23 protein-coding genes and 1 riboswitch are annotated in these 21,319 nt (G+C 67.1%); of the genes, 14 read left to right on the plus strand and 9 right to left on the minus strand.

Features of this window, described 5'->3' with window-relative positions; translation table 11 throughout:
• Positions 1-9: 9 nt before the first annotated feature.
• The 5 genes from WS45_RS24540 to WS45_RS24560 form a co-directional block, all read right to left on the minus strand.
• Positions 10-216, minus strand: coding sequence for a helix-turn-helix transcriptional regulator (locus WS45_RS24540; protein WP_059702107.1), 207 nt, complete (start codon positions 214-216; stop codon positions 10-12).
• Between the two features lie 128 nt (positions 217-344).
• Positions 345-860, minus strand: a complete 516-nt coding sequence (locus WS45_RS24545; protein WP_059702109.1) for a hypothetical protein — start codon at positions 858-860, stop codon at positions 345-347.
• The gene (locus WS45_RS24550; protein ID WP_059702111.1) at positions 844-1,311 is read right to left on the minus strand and encodes a hypothetical protein; all 468 of its coding nucleotides are present in this window, start codon (positions 1,309-1,311) and stop codon (positions 844-846) included. The genes WS45_RS24545 and WS45_RS24550 overlap by 17 nt, the downstream gene beginning before the upstream one ends.
• 86 nt (positions 1,312-1,397) lie before the next feature.
• Positions 1,398-1,640 (minus strand): hypothetical protein, encoded by a 243-nt coding sequence (locus tag WS45_RS24555; RefSeq protein ID WP_059702113.1) that lies wholly within the window; start codon positions 1,638-1,640, stop codon positions 1,398-1,400.
• Between the two features lie 107 nt (positions 1,641-1,747).
• Positions 1,748-2,965 (minus strand): tyrosine-type recombinase/integrase, encoded by a 1,218-nt coding sequence (locus tag WS45_RS24560; protein ID WP_059702114.1) that lies wholly within the window; start codon positions 2,963-2,965, stop codon positions 1,748-1,750.
• An 825-nt stretch (positions 2,966-3,790) separates the two neighbouring features.
• Here WS45_RS24560 and WS45_RS24565 point away from each other — a divergent pair.
• The 7 genes from WS45_RS24565 (at position 3,791) to WS45_RS24595 (ending at position 10,977) form a co-directional block, all read left to right on the plus strand.
• A complete protein-coding gene (locus WS45_RS24565) occupies positions 3,791-4,816 on the plus strand; it encodes a LacI family DNA-binding transcriptional regulator (RefSeq protein ID WP_059691141.1) in 1,026 nt (341 codons plus the stop codon).
• 64 nt (positions 4,817-4,880) lie between these two features.
• Positions 4,881-5,909, plus strand: coding sequence for an ABC transporter substrate-binding protein (locus WS45_RS24570; RefSeq protein ID WP_059523556.1), 1,029 nt, complete (start codon positions 4,881-4,883; stop codon positions 5,907-5,909).
• A 16-nt stretch (positions 5,910-5,925) separates the two neighbouring features.
• Positions 5,926-6,750, plus strand: a complete 825-nt coding sequence (locus WS45_RS24575) for an ABC transporter permease (RefSeq protein ID WP_059702116.1) — start codon at positions 5,926-5,928, stop codon at positions 6,748-6,750.
• Positions 6,751-6,760: 10 nt separating this feature from the next.
• Positions 6,761-7,657, plus strand: coding sequence for an ABC transporter permease (locus WS45_RS24580; RefSeq protein ID WP_059691139.1), 897 nt, complete (start codon positions 6,761-6,763; stop codon positions 7,655-7,657).
• 24 nt (positions 7,658-7,681) lie between these two features.
• Positions 7,682-8,713 carry an ABC transporter ATP-binding protein gene (locus WS45_RS24585; protein ID WP_059523562.1) on the plus strand — a complete coding sequence of 344 codons (1,032 nt, stop codon included), beginning with the start codon at positions 7,682-7,684 and terminating at the stop codon, positions 8,711-8,713.
• A 38-nt stretch (positions 8,714-8,751) separates the two neighbouring features.
• Entirely contained in the window at positions 8,752-9,576 is an 825-nt protein-coding gene (locus WS45_RS24590) for a phosphodiesterase (RefSeq protein ID WP_059702119.1), read from the plus strand.
• A gap of 201 nt (positions 9,577-9,777) precedes the next feature.
• Entirely contained in the window at positions 9,778-10,977 is a 1,200-nt protein-coding gene (locus WS45_RS24595; protein ID WP_059702195.1) for an MFS transporter, read from the plus strand.
• Positions 10,978-10,998: 21 nt separating this feature from the next.
• On the opposite strand, the gene WS45_RS24600 is transcribed toward WS45_RS24595, so the two are convergent.
• The gene (locus tag WS45_RS24600; RefSeq protein WP_059702121.1) at positions 10,999-12,180 is read right to left on the minus strand and encodes an EamA family transporter; all 1,182 of its coding nucleotides are present in this window, start codon (positions 12,178-12,180) and stop codon (positions 10,999-11,001) included.
• A gap of 494 nt (positions 12,181-12,674) precedes the next feature.
• Here WS45_RS24600 and WS45_RS24605 point away from each other — a divergent pair, with 494 nt between their 5' ends.
• Positions 12,675-13,028, plus strand: a complete 354-nt coding sequence (locus tag WS45_RS24605) for a type II toxin-antitoxin system RelE/ParE family toxin (protein WP_059691135.1) — start codon at positions 12,675-12,677, stop codon at positions 13,026-13,028.
• Positions 13,025-13,297: a helix-turn-helix domain-containing protein gene (locus WS45_RS24610; protein ID WP_059702124.1), complete on the plus strand. Its 273-nt coding sequence runs from the start codon at positions 13,025-13,027 to the stop codon at positions 13,295-13,297. Before WS45_RS24605 ends, WS45_RS24610 begins: the two co-directional genes overlap by 4 nt.
• Positions 13,298-13,347: 50 nt before the next feature.
• Here the strand turns inward: WS45_RS24610 and WS45_RS24615 are convergent, their stop codons facing one another.
• The 3 genes from WS45_RS24615 to WS45_RS24625 form a co-directional block, all read right to left on the minus strand.
• A complete protein-coding gene (locus WS45_RS24615) occupies positions 13,348-14,136 on the minus strand; it encodes a molybdopterin-dependent oxidoreductase (RefSeq protein ID WP_059523572.1) in 789 nt (262 codons plus the stop codon).
• A gap of 29 nt (positions 14,137-14,165) precedes the next feature.
• The gene (locus WS45_RS24620; RefSeq protein WP_059523575.1) at positions 14,166-14,798 is read right to left on the minus strand and encodes a cytochrome b/b6 domain-containing protein; all 633 of its coding nucleotides are present in this window, start codon (positions 14,796-14,798) and stop codon (positions 14,166-14,168) included.
• Between the two features lie 88 nt (positions 14,799-14,886).
• Positions 14,887-15,138, minus strand: coding sequence for a pentapeptide MXKDX repeat protein (locus tag WS45_RS24625; protein WP_059702126.1), 252 nt, complete (start codon positions 15,136-15,138; stop codon positions 14,887-14,889).
• Between the two features lie 269 nt (positions 15,139-15,407).
• Positions 15,408-15,524, plus strand: a riboswitch (TPP riboswitch).
• A gap of 124 nt (positions 15,525-15,648) precedes the next feature.
• On the opposite strand from WS45_RS24625, the gene thiC reads away from it, so the two are divergent.
• From thiC to WS45_RS24650, 5 genes are all read left to right on the plus strand, one after another.
• The gene (gene thiC, locus WS45_RS24630) at positions 15,649-17,580 is read left to right on the plus strand and encodes a phosphomethylpyrimidine synthase ThiC (RefSeq protein WP_059702128.1); all 1,932 of its coding nucleotides are present in this window, start codon (positions 15,649-15,651) and stop codon (positions 17,578-17,580) included.
• A gap of 259 nt (positions 17,581-17,839) precedes the next feature.
• On the plus strand, positions 17,840-18,055 hold the full coding sequence (locus WS45_RS24635) for a glycine zipper 2TM domain-containing protein (protein WP_059449419.1): 216 nt from the start codon (positions 17,840-17,842) through the stop codon (positions 18,053-18,055).
• Between the two features lie 209 nt (positions 18,056-18,264).
• Positions 18,265-18,513, plus strand: a complete 249-nt coding sequence (locus tag WS45_RS24640) for a hypothetical protein (RefSeq protein WP_059523584.1) — start codon at positions 18,265-18,267, stop codon at positions 18,511-18,513.
• A 134-nt stretch (positions 18,514-18,647) separates the two neighbouring features.
• Positions 18,648-19,574 (plus strand): DMT family transporter, encoded by a 927-nt coding sequence (locus WS45_RS24645; RefSeq protein WP_059702130.1) that lies wholly within the window; start codon positions 18,648-18,650, stop codon positions 19,572-19,574.
• 425 nt (positions 19,575-19,999) lie between these two features.
• A complete protein-coding gene (locus tag WS45_RS24650) occupies positions 20,000-21,280 on the plus strand; it encodes an EAL domain-containing protein (protein ID WP_059523588.1) in 1,281 nt (426 codons plus the stop codon).
• The last annotated feature ends 39 nt before the right edge of the window (positions 21,281-21,319 follow it).

Raw genomic sequence — 21,319 nt, forward strand, 5'->3', positions numbered from 1 at the left:
CCCCTCCGATCACGCGGCGGATTTACGCGATTGCGCGATGCACTTCTCGATGTATGCATCGAGTTCGTGCTCGAGAAACACCGTGGTCGCTGGACCAAGTTTGATTGGCTGCGGGAATCCCGGGTCGCTCTTCACCCGTGCCCATAGAGTCGAAAGGCCCATACCGAGCTTTTCGGCGGCTTTGAGTGGACGAAGGCTTTGATAGCTGACGGACATGTGACGCTCCTTGGAGATTGTCTTACCGCGTCCATGAATGTATGTAGCGGTATGTCCGTAGCCTACGAGTGCCGGCGATTTGTCGCGAGGGCGTAATTTCCGGAGATTTTGCTAAAGCACGCTCACGGTCAGAGAATCGAGCCGTTATTGCGCTTCAGGTGTTCACGGAGCCATTGCTCCTTGTCCCGTTCGTTACGGTCACGCACCCTAAGCCTGCGCTGATGCCGCTCCTCGCGGGGAATCAGGCCGTTCGCGCGGTTTGCCAGTTGGACCCGGTCCAGTCGCTTTGCGCCTACTGACCTATTGGCCGCTTCTGCGCACGCTACTGCGACCTGCCACCACCGCGCCACGCGAAAAGCGACCTGCCCCCACCCACTGAACCCACCGAACCATTCGGCGAGATCCCGCGGAACGCGTGCCTCGAACACGTCGCGATCCCGCCTGCGCTTTCCCTTTTTCTGAAACAACTTGCCGAGCGCCTGCGCGTTGGAGGTCAGCTTAGCGCGTTCTTCCGGCGTGTCCGTGAGGAGCGTGACGAAGTTCGCGGGATCGAACTCATGGAGAAGCCAGTGAGCGGCTGCGGCAAATTCGCTGCGATGCGCACTCACATATGCGAGCTTTGCGCGGCTAGTAGTTCGGATCATTCGCCGCCTCTCGCGCCTCGAACCGGCGCATCTGCCATCCCCGGATCTGCACGAGCGCACGGGCCCATTGCCCTGGCGTGAGAACGCGCCATCCAGGCTCAGGGCGCGGCCACATACGCCGCACGCGAAAGCTCTCAATGTCGTCCCAGTTCGGGTTACTTGGATTCGCTGCGGGCGCCGCCGTGTAGAGAGCAACGTATGCCGGCACATTCGCGAGCCGCGCGAGGTGCTGCATTACGCCGGCCGGCTTCTCCTGTCCGATGTCACGGGCAACCTCGACTAGCGCCAATGGAACCTTGGCGCCGTTGTCATACTCTGCAAACAGCACCGAGTCCAGGTCGACCATCGTCAGTGCTTCAGCTTGGTCGGCTCGCAAGTAACGGCCGATCGAAGGGGCGCGATGCCAGATGCCATAGGCACGATCGCGAATTTCGTACTGTTCGAGCCTCATAGTCAGCTCCAAAATGCACGCACAGCGGTGATTGCGGCAGGCGTGCCTACAGATTGTTTTCAGAGATCCCGCGACAGGAGATGCTCCTATGCGTGGCGCGCGTGGTGCACGAGGTCTTGCAGGCTGACGGCGAGTTGTTCCATGTCACGCCTCATGTCGTCCAGCGCGTTTTGCACGGGCAGCCCAGTCGGTTCATCCTCGGGCAATGCCTGAGCCATGAAAGCGAGGGTGTTGTGCATCTTCCAAGCAAGAGCCGATTTCTCGGAGATGAGCTTTTCGAGCCGTTGCAGGACGGCATCGCCCGTCGCGATAGAATTGACAGTAGCCATGATACGAACCTCCACTAAAGGTCGTGTTGTGGTTAGGCAGTCTTGGTGCGCCAACACCTTGACTGCCGCTTTGCCTGATGCCGTCAGGCAACGGTGTTGCAAATCATCTAACGGGCATTCGCCCCGATCGGGATCACGTCCGCGCCGGCCTTCAACCGGTCGAGGTAGTCCGCCCACTGTTGCATCATCACTCGTCGTTGCTTGATGAACTTCGTTCGGTTGTAGGCCGAGCCAAGGTTATCGGGAACCGTGTGCGCGAGTTGGTGCTCAATCACTTCAGGCTTCTGCTCAAGCTCCTCGTGCAAGATCGTTCGCGCCATCGCGCGGAACCCGTGCCCGGTGATCTCCGTACGGGTGTCGTAGCCAAGGCGCCGCAGCGCCGCGTTGATTGCCGCCTCGCTCATCGGCCGCTTGCGATCCCGCGCACCGGGGAACACGTAGTGCCCAGCGCCAGTGAGCGCGTGTAGCTCGCGGAGGATTGCGATCGCTTGGAGCGAGAGCGGCACCAGGTGCTCGGTCTTCGTCTTCGTCACGAGGTAGCGCCATTCGCCCTTATCAAGGTCGAATTGCACCCATTGCGCGTGTCGCAGTTCGCCGGGACGCACGAATAGCAGCGGAGCGAGCTTCAGCGCACAGAGGACGGGAAAGGTGCCGGAGAAGCCATCGAAAGCACGCAGCATCTCTGCGACCTTTGCTGGATCGGTAATTGCAGCAAAATGCGTAGTCTGAGCCGGCGGAATCGCATCAACCAGATCTCGAGCCGGATCGGTCTTGCAGCGGCCCTCTTTGATGCCATACCGAAACACGCGGCTGATTTCGCTCCGCACACGATGCGCCGTGTATCTGGCGCCGCGGCCGTCAATCCGCTTCAGCACCGCGAGAATCTCGGGGGCGTCGACTTCAGTTATCGGCCGGCTGCCGAGCCATGGGAACACATCGCTCTCAAAGCGAGCCAGGGTCTTTTCGTACTGCCCGATCTCGACGACAGTTTTGCGCTCGTTCATCCACCCGTGGGCCACCGCCTCAAAGGTGTTGCTGGCGGCCACGCGAGCCGTCCGCTTCTCGAGACGCTTCGCAACACTTGGATCGACGCCGTCGGCGAGTTTCTTCCGCGCCTCGTCACGCCGCTCGCGCGCCGTCGCCAAACCCACGGCAGGATATACGCCGATCGCCAGCAGCTTCTGCTTCCCGTGCAAGCGATATGCCATGCGCCAGTACTTGGCCCCGTTGGGCTGAACCAACAAATACATGCCGGCACCGTCCGTCAGCTTGTACGGCTTCTCTGCGGGCTTGGCGTTCCGGACGGCTGGATCGGTCAGTGGCATGGCTCTAGTACCAACAACTGCGATGGTCGATACCAACCAATATACCAACAAAACGATGAGATGCAAGGAGATTAAGTTAGACACCACCAAACAAAAAACCCCGCAAAAACAGGGATTTTTGCGGGGCTCTCGTGTTGCCTGAGACGGCACAAGACAATTATTTGGTGCCGGGGACCGGACTCGAACCGGCAAGCCAATCAAGGCGGCGGATTTTCGTCACACTGCTTCTTTCAAAGCCGGCGTCGTCGAAACGAAGCCGTTCGTGCGCTGGACTATGCCTTCGCCGTCGCGCGCGGGCGTGATCGCCGCCCGTGCGCCTTAGGCGCCCCCCGTCTAGTCTCTACACCTTCCTCGCTCGAGCTGTACCGCGAGGCTTGGCTCGGCGTTGCCTCGATGCGCGTCGCGCGTCAGGGGTTTCGCCGAATTTGAAGGGTTCTGCACCGACCGTTTCCGGCCGGGCACTCAATCGTTTAAGTCCGCTATGTTTACCAATTTCATCACCCCGGCAAAAGGGCGGACGCGATTCTACCATTGCTTGCACATTCGCTAGCTGATTCACGCGCATTGCATCGCGATGCAGCATGTCGGCCCGCACCGTCCGCGCCCCGATTCATCCGCCGTCGTCGACATCGACACGACACCTTCATCGATTTCGTCCCGCGCCGCAGCATCCGCCGATACAATCGAATCCGCACCGCTCGCCGGGCGTCAAACGTCTGAGGTTTGTATCGTGTTTCTTGCGAAACAAACGGCTCGGACGTCATCGCGAAGTCACAAACGTTTTCGATAATTTTCCCGCCGAAAACGTTTACATCGCGTAACTTCATGACCCCGACCATCAAGGACGTCGCCGCGCTCGCCGGCTTCTCGATCGCCACCGTCTCGCGCGCGATCAACGCGCCGCACACCGTCAGCCCCGCCACGCTGGCGACGATCCGCACCGCCATCGACACGCTGCAGTTCCGCCCGAGCCCGCTCGGCCGGCAGTTGCGCGGCGAGCGCACGCGGCTCGTCGGCGTCGTCGTGCCGACGCTGTCGAACCCGGTATTCGCCGACTGCCTGCAAGGCATCGACGAACTCGCGACCGCGGCCGGTTTCAAGCTGATCCTGATGACGACCGAATACGACGCGGCACGCGAGCGCCATGCGATCGAGACGCTGCGCGAGCAGCGCGTCGAAGGGCTGATCCTGACCGTCGCCGATGCGGACACGCATCCGCTGCTCGACATGCTCGACCGCGACGGCCCGCATTACGTGCTGATGCACAACGACACGCAACGCCGCCCGTCGGTGTCGGTCGACAACCGCCGCGCCGCCTATGACGGCGTCCGTCTGCTGACCGCGCGCGGCCATCGCCGCGTGCTGATGCTGGCCGGCTCGCTCGCCGCGTCGGATCGCGCACGCCAGCGCCATCTCGGCTACGCGCAGGCACTCGAGGAAGCCGGCGTCGCGACGTTGCCGCCGGTCGAAGTCGACTTCAACGCGGCCGAGTTGCCCGACGCGGTGCTCGCGCACCTCACCGCGCAGGCCACGCGCCCGACCGCCCTCTTCTGCAGCAACGACCTGCTCGCGATGGTCGTCATGCGCGGCCTGCGTCGCGCGGGCTTCTCGATTCCCGACGACCTGTCGGTGCTCGGCTTCGACGGCATCGCGATCGGCGAGCTGCTCGCGCCGCCGCTCGCGAGCGTCGCGACGCCGAACCAGGACATCGGCCGTCATGCATGGCAACGCCTCGTCGAATGCATCGGCGGCGCGACGATCGAGCGCACGTCGCTGATCCTGCCGCACACGGTGCGCGACGGCGCGACGGTCGCACCGCCGGCAGTCGACCTTCAGTTTCACCAAGCCTGAACGCGCGCGCCGCGCCAGCGTGCGCGGTGCGGCGACATACCCTTACCCCGCCCGGAGACCCACCGTGTCCTTTCGCCTGACCTCGCTGCTGCGCGTGCTCGCGGCACCCATCGCCTGCGCCGCGCTCGTCGCGTTCGCACCCGCTGCCCACGCCGACGAAACCGCGATCTGCTACAACTGCCCGCCCGAATGGGCCGACTGGGCCGCGCAGATCGCGGCGATCAAGCAGAAGACCGGCATCCGCGTGCCGTTCGACAACAAGAACTCGGGCCAGGCGATCGCCCAGCTGATCGCCGAGCAGAAGAGCCCGGTCGCCGACGTCGTCTATCTCGGCGTGTCGTCGGCATTCCAGGCGAAGGACAAGGACGTGATCGCGCCGTACAAGCCCGCGCACTGGAACGACATCCCCGCGAACCTGAAGGACCCGCAGGGCTACTGGTTCGCGATCCACTCGGGCACGCTCGGCTTCTTCGTGAACAAGGACGCGCTCGACGGCAAGCCGGTCCCGCGCTCGTGGGCCGACTTGCTGAAGCCCGAATACAAGGGCATGGTCGGCTACCTCGATCCGTCGAGCGCGTTCGTCGGCTATGCGGGCGCGGTCGCCGTCAACCAGGCGCTCGGCGGCAGCCTCGACAACTTCAAGCCGGCGCTGGACTGGTTCCGCAAGCTGAAGGCCAACGCACCGATCGTGCCGAAGCAGACCGCGTATGCGCGCGTGCTGTCCGGCGAGATTCCGATCCTGCTCGACTACGACTTCGACGCGTATCGCGCGAAGTACAAGGATCACGCGAACGTCGAGTTCGTGATTCCGAAGGAAGGCACGATCGCGGTGCCGTACGTGATGAGCCTCGTCAAGGGCGCGCCGCACGATGCGAACGGCAGGAAGGTGCTCGACTTCGTGCTGTCCGACGAAGGCCAGAAGCTGTGGGCCAACGCATACCTGCGTCCGGTGCGCGCGCAGACGCTCGGCGCCGACGTCGCCGCGAAGTTCCTGCCGGCGAGCGAATACGCCCGGGCGAAATCGGTCGACTTCGGCAAGATGGCGGCCGGTCAGCAAGCGTTCGGCCAGCAATACCTGCAAGTGATGCAGTAAGCGCCGGACTCAAGCCATGCTCGACCTGACTTTCCCGCTGCGCTGGCGCGTCGCGCTCGTCGCGCCGGCGCTCGCGGTGTTCGCCGCGTTCTGGCTGCTGCCGATGGCGGCGCTCGTGCGGGTGTCCGCCGACGGCGCCTTCCTCACGCAGTACGGGGCGCTGCTCGGCAACGCGCGCTACATGAAGAGCCTCGGCGAAACGGTCGCGTTGTCGGGCGGCGTCACGCTCGCGACGCTCGCGCTGTCGACGATCTCGGGCCTGCTGCTCGCGCGCCGCGAATTCGCCGGCAAGCGCGTGCTGCTCGCGCTGCTCACCTTTCCGCTTGCATTCCCGGGCGTCGTGGTCGGCTTCATGGTGATCATGCTCGCCGGCCGGCAAGGGCTGATCGGGATGCTGTCCGCGAAGCTGACCGGCGACAAGTGGGTGTTCGCGTATTCGGTCGCCGGGCTGTTCGTCGGCTACCTGTACTTCTCGATTCCGCGCGTGATCGTCACGGTGATCGCGGCCGCGTCGAAGCTCGACGCGTCGCTCGAGGAAGCGGCGCGCTCGCTCGGCGCGTCGCCGTGGCGCATCTTCGTCGACATCGTGCTGCCGGCGCTCGCGCCGGGCCTGATCGCGGCCGGCGCGATCTGCTTCGCGACCGCGATGGGCGCGTTCGGCACCGCCTTCACGCTCGCCACCGACCTGAACGTGCTGCCGATGACGATCTACACCGAGTTCACGCTGAACGCGAACATCGCGACGGCGGCCGGCCTGTCGATCGTGCTCGGCATCGTCACCTGGGCCGTGCTCGCGCTCGCGCGCCGGTTCACCGGCCACACCGCCGCGGCCGCGGCCTGAGGATTTCTTCATGCAATCGCTTTCCGGTTCATCCGCGCCGTCGCCGGCGCCCGCCCCGTCGCATGCGAACGGCGCCGCACGCCGCGCGCCGCGCGTGTCGGGCGCGCGTGCGATCGCCGCGCTGCAATGGGGCGTCACGCTGCTGCTGTGCGCGTTCCTGATCGTGCCCGTCGTGATGTCGGTGCTCGCGGGCCTCACCGTCAACTATTTCCGCGGGCTGTCGAGCGGCCTCACGCTGCGCTGGCTCGAACAGGTGTGGCAGCAATACCAGGGCTCGGTCGCGCTGTCGCTCGGCGTCGCGTTCGCGACGCTCGCGATCGTGCTCGTCGTCGGCGTGCCGGCCGGCTATGCGCTCGCGCGCAGCAAGAACCGCGTCGCCCGCGTGATCGAGGAGGCGCTCGTGCTGCCGGTCGCGCTGCCGGGCCTCGCGTCGGCGCTCGCGCTGCTGGTCGTGTACGGCGGCTTCACCGCGTTCCGGATGAGCCTGTGGTTCATCGTCGTCGGCCACGTCGTGTTCACGCTGCCGTTCATGGTGCGCGCGGTCGCGGCCGTCGCCGCCGGCGCCGACCTGCGCACGATCGAGGAAGGCGCGGCGAGCCTCGGCGCGTCGTTCGTCACGCGCTTCGTCACGATCGTGCTGCCGAACCTGCGCCCCGGCATCGTCGCGGGCGCGCTCGCGGTGCTCACGCTGTCGATCGGCGAATTCAACCTGACGTGGATGCTGCATACGCCCGATACGAAGACCCTGCCCGTCGGTCTCGCCGACACCTATGCATCGCTGCGCCTCGAAGTCGGCAGCGCGTACACGATCGTGTTCCTGCTGATGACGCTGCCGCTTCTCGTCGCGATGCAGTGGCTCGGCGTCGATCCGTCCGGCACGCGCGCGCCGAAGCGTCGCCCGCGCTGACCCTGCGTTGACTTTCCCGCTCCCATGAAACTCGATTCCACTCCCATCACCCTGACCCGCTGCGCGAAGACGTTCCGCGGCACGCGCGTGCTCGAACCGCTCGACCTGTCGATCGGCGCGGGCGAGACGCTCGTGCTGCTCGGCCCGTCGGGCTGCGGCAAGACGACGACGCTGCGCCTGATCGCCGGCCTCGACACGCCGGACGCCGGCGGCACGATCCGGTTCGGCGGCGACGACGTGACCGCGCTGCCGATCGAGCGTCGCCAGGTCGGCATGGTGTTCCAGAACTACGCGCTGTTCCCGAACCTGACGGTGCGCGGCAACGTCGGCTACGGGCTGAAGATCCGCAAGACCGAGCCGCGCGCGCTGCGCGAACGCGTCGACGAATTGCTCGCGATGATGCGGCTCGACGCGCATGCGGACAAACCGGTCGATCAGCTGTCGGGCGGCCAGCGCCAGCGTGTCGCGCTGGCGCGCGCGCTCGCGGTGCGCCCGCGCGTGCTGCTGCTCGACGAGCCGCTGACCGCGCTCGACGCGAAACTGCGCGACGTGCTGCGCCGCGAGATGAACGCGCTGCTGCGCGAACTCGGCGTGACGACCGTGTACGTGACGCACGACCAGGCCGAGGCGATGGAGCTCGGCGACCGGATCGTCGTGATGGGCGCGGGCCGCATTGAGCAGATCGGCACGCCGCGCGACATCTATTACCGGCCGGCGAACCGCACGGTCGCGCAGTTCATCGGCACGCTGAACCGGCTTGCGGGACAATGGCGCGACGGCGCGCTCGTGACGACCGGTGGCTCGATCGTCACGCCGCACGCCGCCGACGAGTGGTTCTTCCGCCCGGAGGATGCGCAGCTCGCCGATCCCGCGCGTGCGCCGCTGCGCGGTGCGATCGGCGCGTGCGCGTTCCTCGGCGAGCGCACGCGGCTGACGATCGAGCAGGCGGCGCCCGACGCACTCGTGATCGACGTGCCGGGCCGCATCGAGCTCGCGCGCGGCACGGCGGTCGGCCTCACGATCGCGGCGGAAGGCCTGATCGCACTCGCCGCGTAACACCGCCCCACGATAACCAGAGATTCCGAGGAACGACGATGCTGCTTGCTCAAATCAGCGATCTCCACATCAAGCGTCCGGGCCAGCTCGCGTACCGGCGCGTCGACACCGCCGCCGCGCTCGCGCGCTGCATCGCGAAGCTGAACGCGCTGGTGCCGCGTCCCGACGCGGTGCTCGTCACGGGCGACCTGACCGACTTCGGTCACGACGACGAATACCGCCATCTTCGCGACCTGCTCGCGCCGCTCGAGATTCCGTATTATCTGATGGTCGGCAATCACGACGATCGCACGGGGTTGCGCCGCGCGTTCGCGGATCGTCCCGAATTGCAGGACGGCGAATTCGTGCAGTACGCGCTCGACGTCGGCGCCGTGCGCGTGCTCGCGCTCGATTCGCAGGTGCCCGGCGCGAGCCCCGGCGACCTGTGCGATGCGCGGCTCGCGTGGCTCGCCGCGCAGCTCGACGCCGCACGCGACCGGCCGGTGATCGTCGCGCTGCACCATCCGCCGTTCGCCTCCGGGATCGGGCACATGGACGCGCTGCGCCTCGCCCCCGCCGCCGCCGCGAAACTCGATGCGCTGCTGCGCGGCCATCCGAACGTGGAACGCGTGCTGTGCGGCCACGTGCACCGGACGATGTTTACGCGCTTCGGCGGCACGCTCGCGTCGGCCGTGCCGGCGCCCGCGCATCAGGTCGCGTTCGACCTGCGCGCGGACGCGCCGTCCGCGTTCCGGCTCGAGCCGCCCGCATTCGCGGTGCACGCTTATACGCCGGAAGCGGGAATGATGTCCCATCACGTGTACGTGGACGAAGGCGACGGGCCTTACCCGTTCTATGAGCCGAGCGGCGAACTGGTCGGCTGAAGGCGCGCGTCGCGCGCGATGACGGGCGGCTGCGAGCGGTCGCGGCCGATAGCGGCCGGTCACGCCCCGGCCGCCTGGCGGCACGGCCGGCAGGATTCACCGTGCTCCGGTATGATCGGCACCCTCGATCGGCGCCCGGCCGCCTGCGCAGCCGACGCCGTGCCGCGCGCCCACGCCGCCCAACTCCGTTCCGTTGCCGCCATGTCCGCCGCCTCCACCGACCGTCCGACCGATGCCGCCTCGCCCCACTACTCGCGCAGCCTGCTGTTGCTGCTCGCGACGATCGCGGGCGTGTCGGTCGCGAACATCTATTACAACCAGCCGCTGCTCGACAGCTTCCGCTCGGCCTTTCCCGACGGCGCGTCGTGGATCGGCGCGGTGCCGACCGCGACGCAACTCGGCTATGCGGCCGGCATGTTCCTGCTCGCGCCGCTCGGCGACCGTTTCGATCGTCGCGGGCTGATCCTGATGCAGATCGCGGGCCTGTCGATCGCGCTGATCGTGGCCGCGACCGCGCCGTCGCTGGCGGTGCTCGCCGCCGCGAGCCTCGCGATCGGCGTGCTCGCGACGATCGCGCAGCAGGCCGTGCCGTTCGCGGCCGAAATCGCGCCGCCGGCCGAGCGCGGGCATGCGGTCGGCACCGTGATGAGCGGCCTGCTGCTCGGCATCCTGCTGGCGCGCACGGCGGCCGGCTTCGTCGCCGAATATTTCGGTTGGCGGGCGGTGTTCGGTGCATCGGTCGCGGCGCTCGTCGCGCTGGCCGCGGTGATCGTGCTGCGGCTGCCGCGCAGTTCGCCGACGTCGACGCTGTCGTACGGCAAGCTGCTCGGCTCGATGTGGCACCTCGCGGTCGAACTGCGCGGGCTGCGCGAGGCATCGCTGACCGGCGCCGCGCTGTTCGCCGCGTTCAGCGCGTTCTGGCCGGTGCTCACGCTGCTGCTCGCCGGCGCGCCGTTCCACCTCGGCCCGCAAGCCGCAGGTCTCTTCGGGATCGTCGGCGCGGCGGGTGCGCTGGCCGCGCCATACGCCGGCCGTTTCGCGGACCAGCGCGGCCCGCGCGCGATCATCTCGCTCGCGATCGCACTGCTCGCGGCGTCGTTCGTGATTTTCGCGCTGTCGGGGACGAGCCTCGTCGGGCTCGTGATCGGCGTGATCGTGCTGGATGTCGGCGTGCAGGCCGCGCAGATCTCGAACCAGTCGCGCATCTATGCGCTGAAGCCCGAGGCGCGCAGTCGCGTCAACACCGTGTACATGGTGTGCTATTTCATCGGCGGCGCGCTCGGCTCGTCGGCCGGCGTCGCCGCGTGGCACGCGTTCGGCTGGACCGGCATGTGCGCGACCGGCCTGCTGTTTGCCGCGCTCGCCGGCTGGTCCCACCATCGCGGCGCACGGCGCGGCTGAACGCCGCCGCGCGCGCCGGCGTCACGCGTCGGCGCGGGACGCGGCCGGTTCGCCGGCCGGCGGAAGCGTGAATGCCGGCGCGGGATCCATGACCGCGGCCGGGTCCACGACGGCGCCCGGTGCCGGCACCGCAAGCGGTACCGCGGAAGGCGCGAGGATCGGCGCCGGGTCCGGCATCGCGGCCTGATCCGGCACGGACGCCGCCCCCGCCGCCGGTTCGGCGGCCACGGTCACCGGGGCCGATGAAGCGTCGGCCGCCGCGCGCGCCGCGGGCCGGCGCGCGGGATCGAACACGAACGACAGCCCGACGCTGCCGAGGATCGCGACCGTCGCGATCACGGTCGCCGTCGTCACGGGCTCGCCGAGCATCAGCGCGCCGAGCGCGACCGCGACGATCGGGTTCACGTACATGCAGCTGCTCGCGATGATCGGGCTCGTATGGCGGATCAGGTAGCCGTACGCGACGTACGCGGCCATCGTGCAGAACACCATCAGGTACACGAACGCGAACACCGGGCCGACCGCGACCTGCTCGATGCGCTCGCCCATCAGCCATGCGGCGATCGTGGACATCAACCCACCCAGGCCGATCTGCAGCGACGTCGACAGGAACAGGTCCGACGGCAGCTTGAGCCGCGTCGCGAGATGCGCGCCGCCCGCCCAGAAGAGTGCGCCGGCGAGCACGCAGATCGTGCCGAGCGCCGAGTTCGCGGCGCCCGCGCCGCCCGAATTCAGCACGACGATGCCGACCATCCCGAGCGCGACGGCCGCCCACTCGCCCTTCGACACCGGACGCCCGGCCACCGCCGCGATCACGGTCGCGAACAGCGGCACCGTCGCGACCATCACCGCGGCCGAGCCGCTGCTGACGGTGCGCATCCCGAGCGCGATCGTGCCGGACGACAGCGCGACCAGCATCGTGCCGACGATCGCCGAGTTGCGGATTTCCAGCAGCGTCGGCCATTCGGGCTTGCGACGCAGCGCGAAGATGAACAGGCCGATCCCGCCGAGCAGGTTGCGCAGCCCCGACAGCAGCAACGGCGGGAACGACTGCAACGCGAAATGCAGGCCGCTGTAGGTCGAACCCCAGACGAAATAGATGAATACCAGGGCCAGTGCGACGCGGCCGCCGCGGCTTTGCGGCAGGCGGATCCGGATCGGCAGGCGGGCGAGGAAATCGAGGAGGCGGTCGAGCGGTGTCATCGATCAGCCCGCCCGCACGACGTGTCGCGTGCTCCGCTGAAAGACGCCGGCGATGCCGGCAAACGGCCCTGACGGGACCAGGAAGGCGGAGACGAACGTGCGGAACGACATGGCAGTGCGAACGGCGACGAATAAGAACCGGCAAGCGGCGGCAGAGGGTCAACAAAACGTGCGCAGACCGCTTCGGTTGCGCACGCTCGGCATTATGGCATCACGGATTCGAAAGCATCATCGGACCTGTCTGAAAGGATATCGACTGACGTTTCGGCGCGACATTTTTCGGCATCCGGACGAACCGAATCCGGAGCCGGAAACGGGCTGCACGGGCGTCGCGGACATCGCCCGACGCCCTTCCCCGCCCATCGCGATCGATACATCTGCCTGACGGCCAGTCATGCGTCGCGGGTGTTGCTTCGCGCTTATCGTGACGGTCGGCCTGCCGATCCGGTCGCCGACATTTTGTCCGTTCAACCCGCACACATCCATACAAAATTTTGTATAATTCCACCATCCTTCCGCCGAAGCCGGTCGTCTTCGTCGGCAGCGCGCTGGATGCGCTTCGCGGCTTTCCGCTGGCGGCGCGCCGCGAGGCCGGCCACCAGATCGACCAGGTGCAGCGCGGCCTGACGCCCGACGACTGGAAGCCGATGCGCACCATCGGTGTCGGCGTGCGGGAAATTCGCCTGCGCGATGCGAGCGGCGCATTCCGGATCATCTATGTCGCGACCTTCGCGGACGCGATCTACGTGCTGCACTGCTTCCGCAAGCAATCGGCGCGCACCTGCAAGGCCGACGTCGAACTGGCCGCCCGGCGCTATCGCGCATTGACGATCGAGAGGAAACGATGAGCAACGAACGCTATACGAATGTCTGGGACGCCATCGAGAGCCAGCCGGCCGAGGCCGAGAACATGAAGCTGCGCTCCGAGCTGATGATCGCGCTCAAGCAGCGCATCGCGCAGCTCGAACTCAGCCAGGCCCAGGCCGCGAAACAGCTTGGCGTCACGCAGCCGCGCGTGTCCGATCTGCTGCGCGGCAAGATCAACCTGTTCGGGCTCGACGCGCTCGTGAACATGGCGGCGGCGGTCGGCCTGCGCGTCGATCTGCAAGTGCGCTAATCGGCGTGACGCACCCGTGAAGCACGGCGGGCGCGGCCGTGCCCCGCCGCTCACGATCCGCCGAACCAGTTGTAGCCCTGATCGACCCAGTAGCCGCCCGGGTAGGTATCGGTCACGAAGATTTCCATGATGTGCTTCGGATTCTTGTAGCCGAGCTTGGTCGGCATCCGCAGCTTCATCGGAAAGCCGAATTCGGGCGGCAGGCGGCGGCCGTCGTAATCGAATGCGAGCAGCGTTTGCGGATGCAGCGCGGTCGGCATGTCGATGCTTTCGTAGTAATCGTCCGCGCATTTGAAGCCGACGTATTTCGCGTGCGTATCGGCGCCGACGCGTGCCAGAAACGCGCCGAACGGCGTGCCGCCCCAGCGGCCGATCGCGCTCCACCCTTCCACGCAGATGTGCCGCGTGATCTGCTCCGCGTGCGGCAGCGCATACAGCTCGTCGAGCGTCCACACGCGCTTGCCCGTCACCCGGCCCGACAGCACGAGCCGGTACGTCGATGCGTCGACGTGCGGCACGTCGTCGATGCCGTAATACGCGTTGAACGGAAACGGCCGCGTGATGTCGGCCTCGGTATAGGTCGGTGCGAGCCGCTCGCCGCTGAACAGCCAGGCCTGCACGCGATCGTTCATGCGCGACACCTTCTCGAGGAACGCGTTGACCGATGCGTCGTCCTGCAGCGTGCAGCCGGTCAGCATCGTCAGGCCGCCGAGCGTCAGCACGCGCCGGTTGAAGAGGCGCCGCGACGGCATCTCGAGTTCGCGGCGCACGTCGAGCTCGAGCGACTTGCGGTCGAGCGTCCAGCTCGGCCGACCGCGGTTGTTTCCGGATTCCGACATGATGAGTTCCTTCGCCCGCGGCGTGCGGGTCAGCGGCCGCGCAGCATCGCGAGCAGCGAGCGCGGCACCAGCAGCGCCATCGCGACGTGTACGACGAAAAACGCGACGAGCAGCGACATCGCCCAGAAGTGCACGACGCGCGCGTTGTCGTAACCGCCGAACAGCTCGCGCAGCAGCGGAAACTGCACGGACTTCCAGATCGTGAGCCCCGACAGCACCAGCACGATCAGATCGACGATCGCGGTCAGGTACGCGGCACGCTGCACCGCGTTGTAGACGCTCAGGTCGTCGTGCGACAACCGGCCGCCCAGCGCCGCGCGCACGTCGCGCCATATCGACGCCGGCGTGACCGGCAGCATCTTGCGCGCGAGGCGGCCCGTCGCGATCGACATCGCGAGGTAGAACAGCCCGTTGCCGACCAGCAGCCACATCGCCGCGAAATGCCATTGGAGTGCGCCGCCCAGCCAGCCGCCGAGCGTGATGCCGTGTGCGAACGTGAACGGCGGATAGATCGGCGACGCATCGTAGATGCGCCAGCCGGACAGTGCCATCAGGATCGCCGCGAGCGCATTGAGCCAGTGGCTCACACGCACCCACAGCGGATGAATGTTGCGCGCGGGCGGCGTGGCAGCCGTGCGCCCGGCAGCGGGAACGGTTTGCATGGTGAAGACTCCCGGAACGTAGCGGCGGTGCGCGATGCGCGGGCGGCCTCGTGTACCGCACGCGCGGGCCGCGCCCCGCCCGCGTCGGTCAGTTCGACGGCGCCATCTTGTCGCCCGACATCGACTTGCCCATCGCGTCGTGCGACATCGCGTCCTTCTTCATCGCGTGCTTCTTCATCGCGTCTTTCTTCATCGCGCCGTCCTTCGCCATCGCGTCGTGGCCCATCGCATCCTTCGACATCGACGCGCCTTCCTTCGACATCGCGTCGTTCTGCGCATACGCACCCGTTGCGACCATGGCGAAACCGGCGACACAGGCTGCGATCAGTACTTTTTTCATGACATCTCTCCGAAACATGGGTTTGAGGAGCCGAATAGACGGAGGACGTCGCGGGATATGACAGTCGTTTCGAGAATTTTTTTCAGGGACTGCCGAAACCGCTGCAATGCTGCACCGCGCCGTCATCGTCAGCCGTGCCGCAGGGCCGTGCGGCGGTGTCATGCATCGCGGCTTGCGCGGCGGGCGCACCGCCCGCATTGCTGCAACTGCACCGCGGCCACCGGTCTGCCACCGGTTGAAACCGCCGCGAAGCCAGTGTATCGTGTGCGCTGCTAACGCGGGGGTCCTGCAATGCGTTCGGTCAAACAACCGGCATTGCGGGTGAGAAATACCCTTTGAACCTGATCTGGATAATGCCAGCGCAGGGAAGCGTACGGATTTCGCCGCCATCCTTCTGACGAAATCCGCCGCCTCACCAAGCCTCGTCTCCTGCTTAGCTCGAGCCCCACATTCGTCAAGGGCTCCGGGCAAGCGCCGTGGCGCCTGTCCGGCGCTCACACAGGAGATTGCATGAACGCCAATCCGAAGTTTCTGTCCGCGGACGCCCACGTCGACGCCGCCGCCGTCGCCCCGCTGCCCAATTCGCGAAAGGTTTATGTAACCGGCTCGCAGCCCGACATCCGCGTGCCGATGCGTGAAATCACGCAGGCCGACACCCCGACCGGCTTCGGCGGCGAAAAGAACCCGCCGATCTACGTGTACGACACGTCGGGCCCCTACACCGATCCGGACGCGAAGATCGACATCCGCGCCGGCCTGCCGGCACTGCGCCAGCGCTGGATCGAGGCGCGCGGCGACACCGAGGTGCTCGACGGCCTGTCGAGCCGATACGGCCTCGAGCGCGCGGCCGACCCGGCCACCGCCGACCTGCGTTTCCCGGGCCTGCACCGCAACCCGCGCCGCGCGCAAGCCGGCAAGAACGTCACGCAGATGCACTACGCGCGTCAGGGCATCATCACGCCGGAAATGGAATACATCGCGATCCGCGAGAACCAGCGCCGCGCCGAGTACATCGAGAGCCTCAAGTCGAGCGGCCCGAACGGCGCGAAGCTCGCCGCGATGATGGGCCGCCAGCACCCGGGCCAGGCGTTCGGCGCCGCGGCCTTCGGCGCGAACGCACTCGCCGAGATCACCCCCGAGTTCGTGCGCGAGGAAGTCGCGCGCGGCCGCGCGATCATCCCCGCGAACATCAACCACCCGGAATCCGAGCCGATGATCATCGGCCGCAACTTCCTCGTGAAGATCAACGCGAACATCGGCAACTCGGCCGTCACGTCGTCGATCGGCGAGGAAGTCGACAAGATGACGTGGGCGATCCGCTGGGGCGGCGACACGGTGATGGACCTGTCGACCGGCAAGCACATCCATGAAACGCGCGAGTGGATCATCCGCAACAGCCCGGTGCCGATCGGCACGGTGCCGATCTACCAGGCGCTCGAGAAGGTCAACGGCAAGGCCGAGGACCTGACCTGGGAAATCTTCCGCGACACGCTGATCGAACAGGCCGAGCAAGGCGTCGACTACTTCACGATCCACGCGGGCGTGCGCCTGCAGTACGTGCCGCTCACGGCGAACCGGATGACGGGCATCGTGTCGCGCGGCGGCTCGATCATGGCGAAGTGGTGCCTCGCGCATCACAAGGAAAGCTTCCTGTACGAACACTTCGAAGAGATCTGCGAGATCATGAAGGCGTACGACGTGAGCTTCTCGCTCGGCGACGGCCTGCGTCCCGGCTCGATCTACGACGCGAACGACGAAGCGCAGCTCGGCGAACTGAAGACGCTCGGCGAGCTCACGCAAATCGCGTGGAAGCACGACGTGCAGGTGATGATCGAAGGCCCCGGCCACGTGCCGATGCAGCTGATCAAGGAGAACATGGATCTCCAGCTCGACTGGTGCAAGGAAGCGCCGTTCTACACGCTCGGGCCGCTGACCACCGACATCGCACCGGGCTACGACCACATCACGTCGGGCATCGGCGCCGCGATGATCGGCTGGTTCGGCACCGCGATGCTGTGCTACGTGACGCCGAAGGAGCACCTCGGGCTGCCGAACAAGGACGACGTGAAGGAAGGGATCATCACGTACAAGCTCGCCGCGCACGCGGCCGACCTGGCCAAGGGTCACCCCGGCGCGCAGGTGCGCGACAACGCGCTGTCCAAGGCGCGTTTCGAGTTCCGCTGGGAAGACCAGTTCAACATCGGCCTCGATCCGGACAAGGCGCGCGAATTCCACGACGAGACGCTGCCGAAGGATTCGGCGAAGGTCGCGCACTTCTGCTCGATGTGCGGCCCGCACTTCTGCTCGATGAAGATCACGCAGGACGTGCGCGAGTTCGCGGCACAGCAAGGCGTGTCGGAAACCGAGGCGCTGAAGAAGGGGATGGAGGTCAAGGCGGTCGAGTTCGTGAAGACCGGCGCCGAGATTTATCACCGCCAGTAAGTCGGCAGGCGAACGCGGCGGTCCGCGCGGACCGCTTCGCTTCGTGACGCACGGCAGGAAGCCCGCTTTCGAGCGGGCTTTTTTTTGCCTTCGCGCGCATGCCGTGTGCCTGCCGGCGCACGCGAAACAATTGATTACGAAACCGCTCGAGCCTTAACAAGTCCTTACAGCAGCGCCACCGGGCGACGCGTAGATTGAATTCATGCGCGGCCGTCAGGCGGCCGCGCGACCTCCGTTCACTACCACAAGGACAGCGATCATGAACCATTCGATTCGGCGTTTTGGGGTATGCGCGCTGCTCGTCGCGACGGTGGCCAGCCTTTCGGCCTGCGATTCGATGACGCGGCGCCAGCGCGATACCGCGATCGGTGCGGGTGTCGGCGGCGTCGCCGGCGCGGCGATCGGCGGCAACGCGCTGTCGACGCTGGGCGGCGCGGCAGCAGGCGGCATCATCGGCAACCAGGTCGGCAAATAAGCCGACCGGCTTACCCGGCTGCCGCGCGACGCGCGGCAAGTTCCGGCCTGACGGCGTTTCCGCACTGCGGAAGCGCCGTTTTTCACATGCGGCGCCGCAACACGCCGCAGCGGCCCGGAAATGATCCGTTACCGTTTAGCGCACCTTGTCATCGCCGCGCGGCCTAAGCTTAAGCATCTGCCGATTGCCGGCTCCGCCGGAGAGACATCATGAACAGGACCCTCGTCGCCGCGGCGCTCGCGTGCACGACGCTCGCCGGCTGTTACTACCCTTACGGCTACTATCCGTCCGGCTATTACACGGCGGCGCCCGTGCAGCCCGCGCCCGTCTATGTCGATCCGGGCCCGGCGTACTACTATCCGGCGCCCGCCTATGCCCCGGCCTGGGGCGGTTACTGGGGGCCCGCGGTGTCGCTCAACTTCGGCTTCGGCGGACGCGGCGGCTGGCACCATCACTGAACGATCGCGCCGGCCGGTTCGCGACCGAGGCGAGCGGATTTCCCGGTTCTTGCCATTTCATCCGATCGTGAAACGACGGCACGGGAACGCGGTGTAAGATTCCTCGCATCCCGTCCCCTCGCCCGCCACGCTCAATGTCGCCCAAGAACGCCTTTCTGCTGACCGTCCTCGCTGCCCTGTGGGGCGCGTCGTTCCTGTTCATCCGGATCGGCGTCGCCGACTTCGGTGTCGCGCCGCTGATGGCGCTGCGCGTGGGCATCGGCGCGCTGTTTCTCGCAGGATTCGCGCTGACGCGCTTCAGGCCCGCCGAGCTCGGCGCGCAGTTGCGCCGTCGCGCGTGGCCGTTGTTCGTCGTTGGCGCGCTGAACTCGGGCATCCCGTTCTGCCTGTTCGCGTTCGCCGAACTGACGCTGTCGGCCGGCGTGACGTCGGTGATCAACGCAACGACGCCGCTGTGGGGCGCGCTCGTCGCCTATCTGTGGCTGAAGGACAAGCTGTCGCTGCCGCGCGCGCTCGGCCTCGTGATCGGCTTTGCCGGCGTCCTCACGCTCGTGTGGGATCAGATCGCGAACGCGCACGGCAGCACCGGCGCCAACGCGACCGCGCTCGCCGCCGCCGCCGCGCTCGGCGCGACGCTGCTGTACGGCATCGCGGCCAACTACACGAAGCGCACGCTCAGCGGCGTCGATCCGCTCGTCAACGCGACCGGCAGCATGATCGGCTCGACCGTGCTGCTGGCGCCGTTCGCGATCGCGACCTGGCCCGCCGCAGCCGTCAGCGCGCATGCGTGGGGCGCCGTGCTCGCGCTCGGCATCGCCTGCACGGGCATCGCGTATTTCATCTTCTTCCACCTGATCGCGCACATCGGCCCGGCCCGCGCGATTACCGTGACGTTCGTGATCCCGGTGTTCGGCCTGCTGTGGGGCGCGCTGTTCCTCAGCGAACACGTATCGCTCGTGATGATCGAAGGCTGCGCGATCGTGCTCGTCGGCACCGCGCTCGCCACCGGCGTGATCAAGCGGATTCCCGGGCTGCGCCCGCGCGGCGGCGAAGCGGCCTGAGCGGCCGGCGTGGCCGGCACCCCGCCGGTGCGGGTTGCCCGCCACGCGCCGGCCGCCAATCCGCGAGCGCCGCCGGTCGACCGATTCGAGTTTCGCCTGATGGCGATGCAACCGCCCGGATTTGTCGCTTTGCCGCATTCTTCGCGCGCGATGCACGCGGCATATTTGGAGCCGTCGCCGCACACACGGCCCGGTGGCCCTTGCGTGTCACGCGCCGGGCGGATGACCCCTTCCAGCCGTCGGTGTAGCGTTTGCGTCTGGAGTTACCCTGATACGCGCGCCGCACCATTCCCGTTACACTCGGATCACTCATCCGCAGAAGGCGGTTACGATGCACCACGTTCTTTCGCGTCCACCTGCGCGTGCGACGGCTTCTGCGTGGCGCGCACGATACCGCCCCCCGATCGCCCCAGGGCACCGTTGACATGAAGCCCTCCCGCGACCTCTCGCTCGACTCCCTGCTCGAACGCCTCACGCCGACGCCCAGCGGCTGGATCGCCACGTATCGCGAAACGACGCTGCGCAGCGTGTTTCAACCGGTGCTGTCAATCACGCACAAGCGCGTGGTCGGCTACGAAGCGCTGCTGCGCGTCGTGGACGAGAACGGCGCGCTGGTTTCGCCGGTCGCGCTATTCGACAAGACGCGTGCCGCTGCCGACGCGTTGCTGCTCGACCGGCTCGCCCGCTGCCTGCATACGGCCAATTTCGTCGCGCAAGGCATCGGCGACGGCTGGCTGTTCCTGAACGTGACGCCGCGCGTGCTCGATTCCGGCCTCGTGCAGCGCGAATTCGTCGAGGCGCTGTGCCGTCATTTCGCGCTGCCGCCGAACCGCATCGTGCTGGAAGTCGTCGAGCAGCCGGCGCGCGATGAAGCCGCGCTCGCCCGCACGATCGACATGATCCAGCACCGGGATTTCCTGATCGCGATCGACGATTTCGGCACGGGGTTCTCCAATTTCGACCGCGTGTGGCGCGCACGGCCCGATATCGTCAAGCTCGATCGATCGCTCGTCGAACGCGCGAACGCGTCGGCCGACGATCGCCGCATCATGCATCACCTGGTATCGATGCTCCATCAGGCCGGCGCGATGGTGCTCGCCGAGGGCGTCGAAAGCGACGACGCGCTGCAGATGCTGATGGAGGCCGATATCGATTTCGTCCAGGGCTTCCAGTTCGGCCAGCCCGATGCATCGATCGCGCACGCGAGCGCCGCGGCGCCCGCGATGCTCGACGCCGCGTGGCAACGCTACATCGCCCACCGGCATACGCCGGCGATCGCCGAGCAGCCGGGCTTCGACGCGATCGAGCGGCTCGTGCTCGCCGGCGCGGCCGCGTTTTCCGCGAGCGGCAGCCTGCAGGACGCCGCGCAGCGCGTATTCGTGGTGCCCGCCGCACGCCGGGTGTTCGTCACGGACGAGATCGGCGAACAATTCCTGCCGTCGATCGGCGCGCGTCCCGAGGACGGCCAGACGAGCGGCACGCGACTCTCGCCGCTGTTCCCGGAGACGCACAGCAACTGGTCGCGGCGCCCGTACTTCCAGCGCGCGATCGCGGCGCCGGGGCGCGTCGCGCTCATGGGCCCGCACTTCTCGCTGACCGAAGGCCGCGATTGCTACACGGCAGCCGTCGCGATTCGCGCGCAAAACCGTCTCGTCGTGTTCTGCGTCGACTTCGTGCTCGACAGCGCGGGCACCGTGATGCGGTAGCGCATACGGCGGCACGACGCCGCCCGCCATGCAGGCTGG

Origin of the sequence: Burkholderia sp. RF2-non_BP3 (genome assembly GCF_001522185.1) — a bacterium.
Taxonomy (GTDB): domain Bacteria; phylum Pseudomonadota; class Gammaproteobacteria; order Burkholderiales; family Burkholderiaceae; genus Burkholderia; species Burkholderia diffusa.